We start from the raw sequence: 12,466 nt of genomic DNA, 5'->3' as shown, positions 1-12,466 counted from the left end.
CAACATGCGCAGAATCCAGTCAGCACCCGGTTTCATCGGCCCGGTGGGCCCTTATTCACAAGCAGTGGTCAGCGGCCATCTGGTCTTTACCGCCGGGCAGATTCCGGCACAGGGCGGGCTCGACGACCAGCCCGCGAGTTTCCCCGACCAGGTGCGTCAGACCCTGCGCAACCTGGAGGCGATCCTGATCGAAGCCGGGTCCGACTTCAGTCATCTGGTCAAGGTCAACGCCTACCTGACCGACCCCGCGCAGCTGGAGCCGTTCAACGAGGTTTACCGCGAGTTGCTCGGTCACGCACCACCGGCGCGAACCACTGTGTGTGTCGCGCTCTGGGGAGTGTCGCTGGAAATCGACTGCGTGGCCGAATTGATCAAGGGAGCCCCGGAACGTGGATAAGTTGATCGAACAGTTCAAAACAGTGAGTTTCCCCACGCTGGGGCATTTTCTCGAAGACGGTTTTGCCGATTCGCAACTGCGCGCCATGGTTCCGGGCGTCAGGCTGGTCGGTCGTGCCGTGACCCTGAGCCTGCGTGGCGCCGACGCCATTGCCGTGAACCAGGCGCTGGCGCTGTTGCAGCCCGGGGATGTGCTGGTCATCGAGACCGGCGGTGACCTGCGGCATGCGCCGGTGGGTGCGGTCACCAGTTGCGCGGCCCGTTGCGCGGGCGCCGTCGGGATAGTGGTCGACGGTGTGGTGACCGACCTGCTTGAGTTGCGCGAGGCCGGCTTGCCGGTGTTCGCCCGCGGCACCAGCCTGCTGACCACCAAGCTGCATGGCCGTGGTGACAGCCCGATCAATCAGCCGATTCACTGCGCGGGGGTTGTAGTGCACCCCGGCGATCTGGTGTTGGCCGACGATAACGGCGTGCTGTTTCTCGACCTGCAAACTGCAGCCGGAGTGATTGAGCAGGCGCTGGCTTCAGATCTCGCCGAGCCGCAGTTATTGGTACGGTTGTGCGCTGGCGAGCCCGTGGCGCAAGTACTGAGTATCGTAACTAATCAATAGTAGAAAGTTGCCCCTCAAGGGCAACTGCTACTTTATGGGATTCCATTTAATGAATAAACAACCCTTGGCGCTAGCCATAATGGGTAGTGCACTTTTCAGTCCGTTGAGCATGGCGGACTTTATTAAAGACAGCCACGCGACACTGGGTGTTCGAAACTTTTATTACAATAACGACAACCGCGACGGCACGGCCGCCCCATCGAAAACCGAGGAATGGGCCCAGGGCTTCATGCTCAATTATCAATCGGGTTTTACCGAAGGCCCTCTGGGGTTCGGGGTTGATGCTTTGGGACTGCTGGGCGTTCGCCTCGACAGCGGTGACGGTCGCCATGTGGGTAGCTCGATGATCCCGGACGACGGTAACGGTGCCGCTGAGCAATGGGCACGTCTGGGCACAACGGCGAAGATGCGATTTGCCAGGACAGAGATGCGTTACGGCACATTGACGCCCAAGCTGCCGATTCTGGTGGCTAACGATGGTCGCCTGTTGCCGCAGACCTTCGAAGGCGGGCAGATCGTCTCCAAGGACTTCGAACATTTGACCCTGACCGGCGGCCATATCGAACATGCGACCGGCCGGGGCTCCAGTGACCGCACCGGATTGGCAGTGGCGGGCGGGACACAGGAAAGCAACTCGTTCAATTTCGCCGGGGCCGATTACAAGGTCACCGACGCGCTGCTCGCTCAGTATTACTACGCCAACCTCGAGGACTATTACCAACAACACTTCGGCGGGCTGGTGCATGACTTGAGACTGGGTGACTTTGGCTCGCTGAAATCCGACCTGCGCTACTTCAAGACCACCAGCGAGGGGGCCAACGCATCCACTGCCGGGCGTAGCGAAGGCTATCGGGTCAGCGGCTTCACTCAGGATGGCAACGGCAAGATCGATAACGACACCTGGAGCCTGGCCTTCACTTGGAGTATCGGCGCCCATGCGCTGATGGCGGGTTATCAACAGGTGTCCAGGGACAGCAACTTCGTCCAGCTCAATCAGGGCGGTTTGCCGGACAAAGGCGCTTCGGGCTCCAGTGTATATCTGCTGACCGATCGCTATATCCAGAACTTCACCCGCGCCGGCGAGCGTACCGGTTTCGCTCAATACACCTATGACTTTGCAGCCCTCGGCGTACCGGGGCTCAAAGCCTCGGCCATGTACTTGTCTGGCACGGGGATTCAGACCGCATCAGGCAAGGATCAAAAGGAATGGGAGCGCGACTTCAGCCTCGATTACGTGATCCAGAGCGGTCCGCTCAAAAACGTGGCCATGGGTTGGCGCAATGCTGCGTCGCGCAGCGAAGTCTCTCGTGATCAGGATCAGAATCGCCTGGTGGTGAGTTACAGCTTGCCGCTGTTCTGATGATCGCCCGGAAATGCCCTTTGGCGCTTGAGCGCCCCCTATTTTTGGAGAGTGACTGATGTTGAAAATCAATGGCGAACGTCTGTGGGCCAGCTTGATGGCCATGGCTGAAATCGGCACAACGGCGCGCGGTGGCAGCTGCCGTCTGGCCCTGAGCGATGAAGACAAGGCCGGGCGCGAATTGTTTGCCCAGTGGTGTCGCGAGGCCGGGATGACCTTGAGCGTGGATCCGATCGGCAACCTGTTTGCCCGCCGCGCCGGGACCGATCCGGATGCCGCTCCGGTGATGATGGGCAGCCACCTCGACACCCAGCCCGAAGGCGGGCGTTTCGACGGTGTATACGGCGTGCTCGCCGGCCTGGAAGTGGTGCGACGTCTGAATGACTTCGGCATCAAGACCCGCAAGCCGCTGGAAGTGGCGGTCTGGACCAACGAAGAAGGCGCGCGCTTCACTCCGGCAATGTTCGGTTCGGCAGTGTTCACCGGGATCATGGATCTGGATGCGGCACTGGCCGTGCGTGACATCGATGGCATCAGTGTGGCCGAGGCGCTGCAACGCACCGGTTACGCGGGTGAGCGGCCATTGGGCGGGGCAGTGGATGCTTATTTCGAAGCCCACATCGAACAGGGCCCGATCCTTGAAGACAACGCCAAGAGCATCGGCGTGGTCAGCGGTGGCCAGGCCATTCGTTGGCTCGACGTACGGGTCGAGGGCATGGCCGCCCACGCCGGCACTACGCCTATGCCATTGCGCAAGGACGCCCTCTACGGCGCCGCTCAGATGATTCTGGCGGTGGAAGCACTGGCGACTGATTTCGTCCCCGAAGGGCTGACCACGGTCGGCGAACTGAGCATTGCCAAGTCCTCGCGCAATACCATTCCAGGCCTGGTGAACTTCACGGTGGATTTACGTCATCACCGCGATGAAGCAATCGCGGCCATGGAGCAGCAGGTCCGCGAACACTTGCAGACCATCGCCGAGGGCCGTGGTTTGAAGGTGACCATCAGCCCGCACTGGATCAGTCCGGCGACGCCGTTCGATGCCGATTGCGTGGCGGCAGTGCAGCGGGCAGTGGATGGTCTGGGCTACGCTCAGCAAACGATTGTCAGCGGTGCCGGGCATGATGCGATTCATCTGGCGCGGTTCTGCCCGACGGCCATGGTATTCATTCCTTGCGTCGGCGGCTTGAGCCATAACGAAGCCGAAGACGTGTTGCCCGAAGACGTGCGTCAGGGCACTGATGTGTTGCTCAACGCGGTACTGGCTCGCGCCGGTCAGGCGTAATAAGGAGGCGCTGATGCGCAGTTTTTTCCACCCCGAACAGTTGCTCCACCATCCGCGCAGCTACTACTCCCGTGGCCAGATGCGCACGCCACAGGAAGTCCCCGAGCGGGCCGAGCGACTTGTGCAGGCGGCCTACTCCCTGGGCTTTGAAGTAGTGCAACCTGCGGATGCCGGCATGCAACCTTTGCTGGCGGTGCATGGTGCGGCCTATCTGGAATTCCTCCGGGAGGCCCATGAGCGCTGGAAGGAAATCCCCGAAGACTGGGGCGATGAGGTGATGTCGAACATCTTCGTTCGCGAACCCAATGCCCTGCGCGGGATTCTCGCCCAGGCTGCGCGTTACCTGGCCGATGGCAGTTGCCCGGTGGGTGAACTGACCTGGCGTTCGGCCTATTGGTCGGCGCAAAGCGCAATTGCCGGTGCCCAGGCGTTGCTCGATGGAGAGTCGGCAGCCTATGCCCTGTGCCGGCCACCGGGGCACCATGCGCGCGCAGAAGCGGCGGGTGGCTTTTGTTACCTGAACAACGCGGCGATCGCCGCCCAGGTACTGCGCAGCGGTTTTGAACGGGTCGCGGTGCTGGATACCGACATGCATCACGGTCAGGGTATTCAGGAGATTTTCTACGATCGCGATGATGTGCTGTATGTCTCGGTGCATGGCGATCCGACCAACTTTTACCCGGGAGTTGCCGGTTTTGCCGACGAGCGCGGAAGCGGTGCGGGGGAAGGTTTCAACCTCAACCTGCCGATGGCCCACGGTGCCAGTGAGGCGGACTTCCTCGCTCAACTCGAGGTGGCGTTGTCGGCAGTGAAGGACTTTGGCGCGCAGGTGCTGGTGCTGTCCCTGGGCTTCGACATTTATGAGTTGGACCCGCAAAGCAAAGTGGCGGTGACCCGCGAAGGTTTCGCCAAATTGGGCGAGCGTATTCGTAGCCTTGGCTTGCCCTGTTTGATCGTGCAGGAGGGCGGGTATCACCTGGAAAGTCTGGAGGACAATGCACGGGCGTTTTTTGCGGCTCCTGAGGCGTGGCAGATCTGACAGGTCTCCTTCGCGGGCTTGCCCTAAATGTAGGAGCAGCCGGTCGACGCTCGATTGCTCGATGGACGTTAACGATAACGCGTGCTTTCTGAATAAATGCACCACCCTGTAGGAGCTGCCGCAGGCTGCGATCTTTTGATCTTGCTTTGCGGCGGCCCCGAAAAGATCGCAGCCTGCGGCAGCTCCTACAGAACATCACAAAGCTCAAGGTTGTGGTGAATCGCCATACGGCACTTGCCATCGCCTTGACGTTAACGTAAAGATTGCATCAGGCGCTGATGTATCCTGGCGCAGGCTTTACTGGGCGGACCGATCCGGAGCGCTTGATGACTCTAATAAAAACAATTAACAGTGAGCTGCAACACGAAGCCCGGTTGGCTCGGGAAAAACTTCACCTCGAAGGCGAAGTCCCCGATGGGGTGTTGCGGGCCGAAATCGATGCATCATGGCGGCGCAGCCTCAGCCATGGGGTGCATTTCAACGCCAAGCATGAACTGGCGCTGGAATCGAGCGCCAGCCTCGAAGTGCTGCTGGCCAGCAATCGACTGTTGATCGATGCGGCGATGCCGGCGATCGATTACCTGGCTGCGCGCCAAGGCAAGGAAGGCCTGATTATCCTGGCCAATTGCGACGCGACCATTCTGGCCGTCGAAGGCCGCGCCGACCGCCTCAAGGGCAGTGGGCTGCAAGACATCACCCTCGGTGCCTGCTGGAGCGAAGCCGCTCGAGGCACCAACGCCCTCGGCACCGCACTGGTGGAAGCCCGGCCGACCCTGATCGACTGCGGTGAGCACTACCTCGATCGCTTGAGCGATTACTCCTGCACTTCGGTGCCGATTCATTGCCCCCAGGGCGAAATCCTCGGTGTGCTCGACCTGACCCGCGAAGGCCCGCTCGGGCGCGTCCATGACAGCACCGCATTGCTGGCCATGGCGGTCAGCCAGATTGAAAGCCGGGTGTTTAACTCCAGCTATCCGGACCAAATCGTCCTGGCCTTCCACAGTCGTCGACAGTACCTCGAGTCGCCCTGGCAAGGCCTGCTGGCGGTGAGCCTGGGTGGGCAGATTCTCGCGGCCAGTGCCCAGGCCTGCCAGTTGCTTCACGCCGAGCGCCCGGCCCTGGTGGGGCATCGTTGCGAAGAGTTTCTCGGGGTTGATGGCCTGCAACTGCTGGCGCGCCTGCAACAAGGCGGCATCGGCAGCCTGCAAACCGCCAAGGGCGAATTCTTCTACAAAACCCTGCGTGCGCCACAGCGTTCGGTCAATATCTCCAGCACCGCGCGCAGCGCCAACAAACCGGTAAAACCCCAAGCGGATCTGGAAACCCTGGCCGGCAATAATGTCCGCTATTCGCGGGCCCTGCGCATGGCCCGGCAAGGCCTGGCCAATGAACTGCCGGTATTGCTGCTGGGCGAAACCGGCACCGGCAAGGAAGTCATCGCCCGGGCGCTGCACCTGGCTGGCAGCCGCTGCGACAAACCCTTTATCGCGGTGAACTGCGCGGCGATCCCGGAAGGCTTGATCGAGTCGGAACTGTTTGGGTATCGCGAAGGCGCGTTCACCGGTTCCCGTCGCGGCGGGATGATCGGCCGTCTGCAACAGGCCCATGGCGGCACGCTGTTTCTCGATGAAATCGGCGACATGCCGCTGGCGTTGCAGGCGCGTTTGTTGCGAGTCCTGCAGGACCGCAAGGTCGCGCCGCTGGGTGCCGGCGAGGAGCAGGACATCGACGTTGCGCTGATCTGCGCCACCCACCGCGACCTCAAGCGTCTGGTGGAGGACAAGCAGTTTCGCGAGGACCTGTTCTATCGGGTCAACGGTATCAGCGTGGTGTTGCCGGCCCTGCGCGAGCGCGAAGATTTCAGTGGGTTGGTGGACAACCTGCTGGGCAAACTGGGCGCGCCTTCGGTCAAGTTGCGTGAAGACTTGAACAGCTTGCTGGCCGGCTACCACTGGCCGGGCAATATCCGCCAACTGGAAATGGTCCTGCGCACGGCCTTGGCCATGCGCGAAGACGGCGAGACCGAGTTGAGTCTGGAACATCTGCCCGACAGCATGCTCGACGACCTCAACACCAGCGACCGACCACAGACCGGCAGCATCCGCGAGAACGAACTGGAGCTGATCCGCCAATCCCTGGACAGCCATCAGGGCAATGTTTCGGCGGCCGCCGACGCGCTGGGCATCAGCCGGGCGACGCTGTATCGCAAGCTCAAACAGTTGCGCAGTTGATGCAGCGCTTGATCGTCAGGCTGATCGACAGCCAGGATCCACAAGCGCTGCAAACCGCGCTGAAGTGGCTGTACAGCTTCGTCCGGCCCCATCGTCTGGCCATCGGCGGTCTGCTCGGATTATCGGTCTGCGCCTCGCTGTTGGTGCTGGTGCAACCCTGGTTGACCAAGATGCTGATCGACGACGGCCTGCTGGCGCGCAATTTCCCCATGCTGGTGCTGATCGCCGGTTTGATGATCGTCGCCGGGTTGCTGGGCACGGCGCTGTCGGGGATCAATCGATACCTGCACACGCGCCTTTCAGGGCGGATCCTGTTCGCCTTGCGCGATGACCTGTATCGCCACTTACAGACGTTGTCGCCGAGCTTTTACGGGCAACGGCGGATCGGTGACCTGATGTCGCGGCTGGACGGCGACGTCGCGGAGATCCAGCGCTTTGCCGTCGATTCGCTGTTCTCGGCGGTCTCCAGCGTCATCGGGCTGGTCTGCGCAGTGGCGATGTTGCTGACCTTGTCCTGGGAACTTTCACTGCTGGCATTGGTGTTGATCCCGCTGGACGTGCTCTGGCTGCGCTGGATGCGACGCAAGGTCGAACGCGATGTGCGGCAATTGCGCGAGCGCTCGGCCGACATGTCGTCGTTCATGGTCGAGACCCTGCCGGTGATGAAATTCATCCAGTCCGCCGGCCAGCAGCAGCGCGAAGCCCGTCGGCTGGAGACCTTGGGGCAGGGCTACATGAGTCAGTTGCTGCGCCTGCAGGTGACCGAGTTTTTCACCCAGGCGGTGCCCGGCACCCTGACCTCGTTGTCCCGTGCCTGTGCGTTTTTGATCGGTGGGTATTGGGTGGTGCAGGGCACCTGGCAACTGGGTGCGTTGATCGCCTTTTCCACCTATCTGGGGATGGCGGTGGGGCCGGTGCAGAGTCTGCTCGGATTGTACGTGGCCATTCAGCGCATGACCGTCAGCCTGGGCCGGGTCATGGAGCTGCGCGGTGAAGCGCCGAGTGTCATTACTCCAGTCGATCCGCGGCCGATGCCAACTTGCGGCGAGCTGTGTTTCCAGGCGGTTCACTTCAGCCATCCGGGGCGCCCGGTGACCTTGCGCGGTATCGAAGCACGCATTCCTTATGGTTTGAAAGTTGCGCTGAGCGGCGGCTCCGGCGTCGGCAAGTCGACGCTGATCGATCTGCTGCAACGCCACCACGATCCACAGTCCGGCCAGGTATTGCTCGATGGCATCGATCTGCGCGAGCTCGACCTGTTCGAACTGCGGCGACGGATCGCGGTGGTCAGTCAGGACATCGTGCTGTTTCGCGGCAGCCTGGCCGACAACCTGGCGTACAGCGTGCCCCATGCGAGCCGTGAAGCGATTGCCGAAGTGGCGCACCTGGCACAGCTCGACAGCCTGATCGAATCCTTGCCCGAAGGCCTCGACAGCCCCCTGGGCGAGCGCGGCCAGCAACTCTCGGGCGGGCAGAAACAACGGATCGCCATCGCCCGCGCGCTGCTGCAGGATCCGTTGATCCTGGTCCTCGATGAAGCCACTTCGGCTGTCGACGAAGCCACCGAGCGCGAGGTGATCGAGGCCATTGACCGGCTGTTCGCCGGGCGTACGCGGATCCTTATCAGCCATCGACCCTCGACCCTGGCGGATGCCGACTTGCGCTTTGAACTGGTCGACGGGGTGCTCACGTCATCGAAGGTGTTGCATGAGGTCTGAGCTGCGGATCGGTGTCGTCGACAGCGGTCATTCGCTGGCGCAACGAATGCAGGTGATCGCCGGGCAACGCTTCTATCTGCTGGACCAGGAACTGGCCGAGGAGCCGTTGCGCGATGACCCTCTGGGCCATGGCAGCGCGGTAATCGATACCATCAGCCGGCGTGTGCCCTCGGCATTGTTTTGCGTCGCGCAGGTGTTCGATCAACGCGGGGTGACCAGTGCGTTGCAGATCGCCTCGGCGATTGATTGGCTGGTCGCCCAGGACGTACGGCTGATCAACTTGAGCCTGGGCTTGCGTCAGGACCGCAGCTTGCTACGCGAAGCCTGTGCGATGGCGCTGGAGCGTGGGGTGCTGTTGTGTGCGTCCAGCCCGGCTCAGGGGGCGGCGGTGTTTCCGGCGAGTTATCCGGGCGTGCTGCGGGTCACCGGCGATGCGCGCTGTGGCGAACAGCAATGGTCGTGGCTCGACAGCCAGCAGGCCGACTTCGGCGCCTGTGTCCGTGGTACTCATCCGGGGCAATCCGGCGCGAGTCTGGGCTGTGGCGCATTGAGTGGACATATTGGCCATTACCTGGCCGAACACCCTGAGGCGAGCAATCCACAAATCATCCAATGGCTGCGCGAGAACGCCTGCTATCGCGGCCCTGAACGGCGCGTCCGGGCATGAGCGCGATCCTGATTCTTGGTGCCGGGCCTGCCGGGGCGGCGGTGGCATTGGGGCTGCGACAGCTTGGCTATGAGGTGATGCTGGTCAGTGACTGGCGCCGGTTTGCAGCCCTGGAAGGTGTATCTGTGCGGGTTATCGATGCGCTGCGTGGCGCTGGGCTTAGCCATGCATTGGAAGGCGCGCCCCTGCCTTCCCAGCGTCAGGTGTCGTGGAACGCTCGACAGCACGCGCAAAATATCGAGTTCCTGCTGGATCGGCCGCGCTTTGATCGAGGTCTGCGCGAGGATCTGCGGTTGGCCGGGGTCGAACTGATCGAAGGGCGGGTGCTGGCGGTGCATTCCCAGGCGTCGGGCCATCGAGTGGAAGTCGAAGGGCGCGAGGATATAGCGGCGGACTTTCTGGTGGAAGCACGGGGACGTCAGGCTCCGGCGTTGGGCAAAGGCCTGCGCGGGCCGGAAACCGTCAGCCTGCTCAATCGCTGGCAAGGTGCGTCGGGTACCACGGCGAGTGCGGTCGAAAGCCTGGAAGACGGCTGGGCCTGGATGGCGCGTCAGGCCGATGGCCGATGTTATTGGCAACTGACGGTGGACGTGGCCAGCGCCGAGTTGCCGGGCAAAACTCAATTACTCGATTACTGTCAGGGCAGGCGCCAGGCATCGGCGCTGGCGCTCGAGCTTTTCGGCGCTGCACCTGAGGTCGATCTGCAGCTGCATGCCCGCAGCAGTACGGCGATCCTTTGCCGGCAGGCCTGTGGCGATAACTGGATCCGGGTCGGCGATGCGGCGATGGCGGTCGATCCGCTGTCGGGTAACGGCATCTTTCAGTCCTTGTCCTCGGCATTGCAGGCGCCGGTGGTGATCAACACATTACTCCGCGCACCCGAACGTTCGGCCCTGGCGCAGCAGTTTCATCAGCAGCGGGTCGAACAGCTGTTCCTGCGATTCGCGCGGATCGGTCGGGACTTCTACGCCGATGAGCAGCGCTGGCAAGAGCAGCCATTCTGGCAATCCCGTCGACACTGGCCGGACACTGAGCTGGCGCACCAACCGGCGGACTTTGCCTCGCTGTGGATCCAGCGTGCGCCGGTGTTGCGCGATGGGTTGGTGGATGAGGCTGAGGTGGTGGTCACGGCGGATCAACCGCTGGGGATCTGGCATCTGCAGGGCGTTGAACTGGCACCGCTGTTGCGCCGCCTGCAAACCCAGCCAGCGGAACAGGCGCTGGCGGGTTTGACGGTGGAGCAGGGGAAAATGGTTCGCGGGTGGTTGTTGGGGCAGGGGTATCGGCCGTAAATGTGCATTGAACGTTCTGGCCTCATCCCGTAGGAGCTGCCGCAGGCTGCGATCTTTTGATCTTCCTCCTGGGCAATCTCCAGAACAGCCAAAAGATCGCAGGCTGCGCCAGCTCCTACGCCGACCGGGTATACCCGTGGAATCGAGGTTGTACGCAAATCCGTAGGCGTTGTTTCACAGCTTTATCAACACCGACTTCAACTCGGTGTAATGCTCGATCGCCGCATACCCCATTTCCCGACCCACGCCCGACATCTTGTAGCCGCCAAACGGCAGTGCCGGGTCCAGGGCGCTATGGCAGTTGACCCAGACCGAGCCGGATTTGATCCGCGGGATCATCCGGTGCACCGCCGCCAGGTCGTTGGACCAGATGCTCGCGCCCAAACCGTAGGGGCTGTCATTGGCCATGCGCAGGGCGTCGGCTTCGTCGTCGAAGGGAATTGCCACCAGCACCGGGCCGAAGATTTCCTCCTGCACCAGCGAATGCTGCTGGTCGACATCGACTATCACCGTCGGTTTGACGAAAAACCCCGGTCCGAACTGCTCGCCACCACAGGCGATGGTCGCGCCGCTTTCGCGACCCGTTTCAATGTAGCGCGATACCCTTTGCTGCTGGCGGGCCGAGATCAGCGGGCCCATCTGCACACTCGGGTCGAGGCCGTTACCGAGCTTCATGGCGTTGGCGATACCGGCGATATCGGCCACCACGTTGTCGAAGTGTTTGCGCTGCACATACAGCCGCGAACCGGCACAGCAGACCTGGCCCTGATTGAAGAAGATCGCGCTGGCGGCGCCTGCCGCGGCGCTGTTCAGATCGGCGTCGGCCATGACGATGGTCGGCGATTTACCGCCCAGTTCCAGGGTGACGCGGGTCATGGAGTCCATGGCGATCTTGCCGATTTCCTTGCCCACCGCGGTGGAGCCGGTGAAGGTCAGCTTGTCCACCAACGGGTTGTGGGTCAGGGCCGAGCCTGCGGTAATACCAGTGCCGGTAACGACGTTGAAGACCCCGCTCGGGTAGCCGGCTTCAAGCACCAACTCCGCGAGTTTCAGCGCCGTCAGCGGCGTTTCGTCTGCCGGCTTGAGCACCACGGTGCAGCCGGTGGCCAGCGCCGGACCGAGTTTCCAGCAGGCCAATAGCAGCGGGAAATTCCAGGCAACGATGGCCCCGACCACGCCCACCGCTTCACGGCGGATAAAGCTGTGGAACTGATCATCCGGCATCAGCGGCAATGAAACCTCGACGCTCGAACCTTCGATCTTGGTCGCCCAGCCGGCCATGTAGCGCAGGAAGTCGATGGACAACTGCACATCCATCACCTGGGCCACCGCCGCGCTTTTGCCGTTGTTCAGGCACTCCAGCTGCGCCAGCACTTCGGCGTCGCGCTGCATTAGGTCGGCGAGTTTCCACAACAGATTTTGCCGCTCGCGAGGCCGGGTGCGAGTCCATGCGGAGTCATCGAATGCCTGACGCGCCGCCAGCACCGCGCGATCGACATCCTCCGGCGTCGCTCGCGGCACTACACACAGGACTTCAGCAGTGGCCGGATTGTGCAGCGGCATGGTCTGACCGTCGGCGGCCTCGACCCATTCAGCCCCGATCAGCATGCGCGGCGCGCGTTGGATAAAGGCAGTGGTGGCGGGGAGCAGGGAAGGGAGTGACATGGCAAGACCTCTTGTTGTTCGTGAAGTGAGGTCTTTCGCAATGCGTGTGCCAGTTTTGCCAGGGCCGGGCATGAGGCCGATTTAGCTGGGTTCCAGCTTCGATATACCGGGTTTGCCGGAGCCTGAGTGTCGCAAACTGAGAATGTCTGAGACATGGATCGGGGGTGACGCAGAAAAGATCGCAGCCTGCGGCAGCTCCTAC

General features: G+C 62.2%; 10 protein-coding genes. 9 read left to right on the top strand and 1 reads right to left on the bottom strand.

Going from position 1 to position 12,466, the window contains the following annotated elements:
* The first annotated feature begins 4 nt into the window (after positions 1–4).
* From AC3IUA_RS22955 to qhpG, 9 genes are all read left to right on the top strand, one after another.
* Positions 5–397 (top strand): RidA family protein, encoded by a 393-nt coding sequence (locus AC3IUA_RS22955; protein ID WP_489357168.1) that lies wholly within the window; start codon positions 5–7, stop codon positions 395–397.
* Positions 390–1,007: an RraA family protein gene (locus AC3IUA_RS22950; protein ID WP_489357167.1), complete on the top strand. Its 618-nt coding sequence runs from the start codon at positions 390–392 to the stop codon at positions 1,005–1,007. The genes AC3IUA_RS22955 and AC3IUA_RS22950 overlap by 8 nt, the downstream gene beginning before the upstream one ends.
* Before the next feature lie 49 nt (positions 1,008–1,056).
* A complete protein-coding gene (locus AC3IUA_RS22945; RefSeq protein WP_489357166.1) occupies positions 1,057–2,367 on the top strand; it encodes an OprD family porin in 1,311 nt (436 codons plus the stop codon).
* 58 nt (positions 2,368–2,425) lie between these two features.
* Positions 2,426–3,652, top strand: a complete 1,227-nt coding sequence (locus AC3IUA_RS22940) for a Zn-dependent hydrolase (RefSeq protein ID WP_489357165.1) — start codon at positions 2,426–2,428, stop codon at positions 3,650–3,652.
* A gap of 13 nt (positions 3,653–3,665) precedes the next feature.
* Positions 3,666–4,691 carry a histone deacetylase family protein gene (locus tag AC3IUA_RS22935; RefSeq protein ID WP_489357164.1) on the top strand — a complete coding sequence of 342 codons (1,026 nt, stop codon included), beginning with the start codon at positions 3,666–3,668 and terminating at the stop codon, positions 4,689–4,691.
* Between the two features lie 326 nt (positions 4,692–5,017).
* Complete coding sequence (locus AC3IUA_RS22930) at positions 5,018–6,922, top strand: sigma-54-dependent Fis family transcriptional regulator (RefSeq protein WP_489357163.1); 1,905 nt, start codon at positions 5,018–5,020, stop codon at positions 6,920–6,922.
* Positions 6,922–8,640, top strand: a complete 1,719-nt coding sequence (locus AC3IUA_RS22925; protein ID WP_489357162.1) for an ABC transporter ATP-binding protein — start codon at positions 6,922–6,924, stop codon at positions 8,638–8,640. Before AC3IUA_RS22930 ends, AC3IUA_RS22925 begins: the two co-directional genes overlap by 1 nt.
* The gene (gene qhpE / locus AC3IUA_RS22920) at positions 8,630–9,307 is read left to right on the top strand and encodes a subtilisin-like serine protease QhpE (protein ID WP_489357161.1); all 678 of its coding nucleotides are present in this window, start codon (positions 8,630–8,632) and stop codon (positions 9,305–9,307) included. The genes AC3IUA_RS22925 and qhpE overlap by 11 nt, the downstream gene beginning before the upstream one ends.
* Entirely contained in the window at positions 9,304–10,599 is a 1,296-nt protein-coding gene (gene qhpG, locus AC3IUA_RS22915; protein ID WP_489357160.1) for a flavin-dependent monooxygenase QhpG, read from the top strand. The genes qhpE and qhpG overlap by 4 nt, the downstream gene beginning before the upstream one ends.
* A gap of 174 nt (positions 10,600–10,773) precedes the next feature.
* Here qhpG and AC3IUA_RS22910 read toward each other — a convergent pair whose 3' ends face one another.
* Positions 10,774–12,264: an aldehyde dehydrogenase family protein gene (locus tag AC3IUA_RS22910; protein WP_489357159.1), complete on the bottom strand. Its 1,491-nt coding sequence runs from the start codon at positions 12,262–12,264 to the stop codon at positions 10,774–10,776.
* Positions 12,265–12,466: the final 202 nt, after the last annotated feature.

It is taken from the genome of Pseudomonas sp. KH_050, assembly GCF_057838875.1.
Note: the sequence above shows the minus strand (reverse complement) of the source record. Positions and strands in the feature narration are given on the sequence as shown.

Bases quoted from the DNA above. Each gene is read 5' to 3' on its own strand.
- AC3IUA_RS22955 (WP_489357168.1), top strand. From the start codon at position 5: ATGCGCAGAATCCAGTCAGCACCCGGTTTCATCGGCCCGGTGGGCCCT.
- AC3IUA_RS22945 (WP_489357166.1), top strand. From the start codon at position 1,057: ATGAATAAACAACCCTTGGCGCTAGCCATAATGGGTAGTGCACTTTTC.
- AC3IUA_RS22940 (WP_489357165.1), top strand. From the start codon at position 2,426: ATGTTGAAAATCAATGGCGAACGTCTGTGGGCCAGCTTGATGGCCATG.
- AC3IUA_RS22935 (WP_489357164.1), top strand. From the start codon at position 3,666: ATGCGCAGTTTTTTCCACCCCGAACAGTTGCTCCACCATCCGCGCAGC.
- AC3IUA_RS22930 (WP_489357163.1), top strand. From the start codon at position 5,018: ATGACTCTAATAAAAACAATTAACAGTGAGCTGCAACACGAAGCCCGG.
- AC3IUA_RS22925 (WP_489357162.1), top strand. From the start codon at position 6,922: ATGCAGCGCTTGATCGTCAGGCTGATCGACAGCCAGGATCCACAAGCG.
- qhpE (WP_489357161.1), top strand. From the start codon at position 8,630: ATGAGGTCTGAGCTGCGGATCGGTGTCGTCGACAGCGGTCATTCGCTG.
- qhpG (WP_489357160.1), top strand. From the start codon at position 9,304: ATGAGCGCGATCCTGATTCTTGGTGCCGGGCCTGCCGGGGCGGCGGTG.
- AC3IUA_RS22910 (WP_489357159.1), bottom strand. From the start codon at position 12,264: ATGTCACTCCCTTCCCTGCTCCCCGCCACCACTGCCTTTATCCAACGC.